This window comes from Methanocalculus natronophilus (assembly GCF_038751955.1).
Lineage (GTDB): Archaea > Halobacteriota > Methanomicrobia > Methanomicrobiales > Methanocorpusculaceae > Methanocalculus > Methanocalculus natronophilus.
Window position 1 is genome coordinate 1 of record NZ_JBCEXH010000066.1, and the last position, 333, is coordinate 333.

Below are 333 nucleotides of genomic sequence, written 5' to 3' on the forward strand. Positions count from 1 at the left end.
TTCACCACTCTTAACCGTCATTCCCACACAACTTATTGCTTATTATGCAGCTTTGCATAGAAACCTAGATATCGATAAACCGAGAAATCTTGCGAAAAGTGTAACCGTAGAATAAAAAGACTAAAAAATATGTTAAAATGTTTTAAATATAGGAGGTATGGTGTATGGGGAAATATTTTGGAACTGATGGAATATGTGGTGTCGCAGGAGAAACGTTGACTGATAGTATTGCTAAAGCCATTGGGAATGCACTGAAACAAACGTTTAATCATCAAACGGTTATTATTGGGGAAGATACAAGAAAAAGTTCTAATCAGCTTGCTTTAAGTGTCG

At 35.4% G+C, this 333-nt stretch carries 1 pseudogene; it reads left to right on the forward strand.

Features of this window, described 5'->3' with window-relative positions:
- Positions 1–164: 164 nt before the first annotated feature.
- A pseudogene (locus ABCO64_RS11010) lies at positions 165–333 on the forward strand (hypothetical protein); the annotation flags it as partial.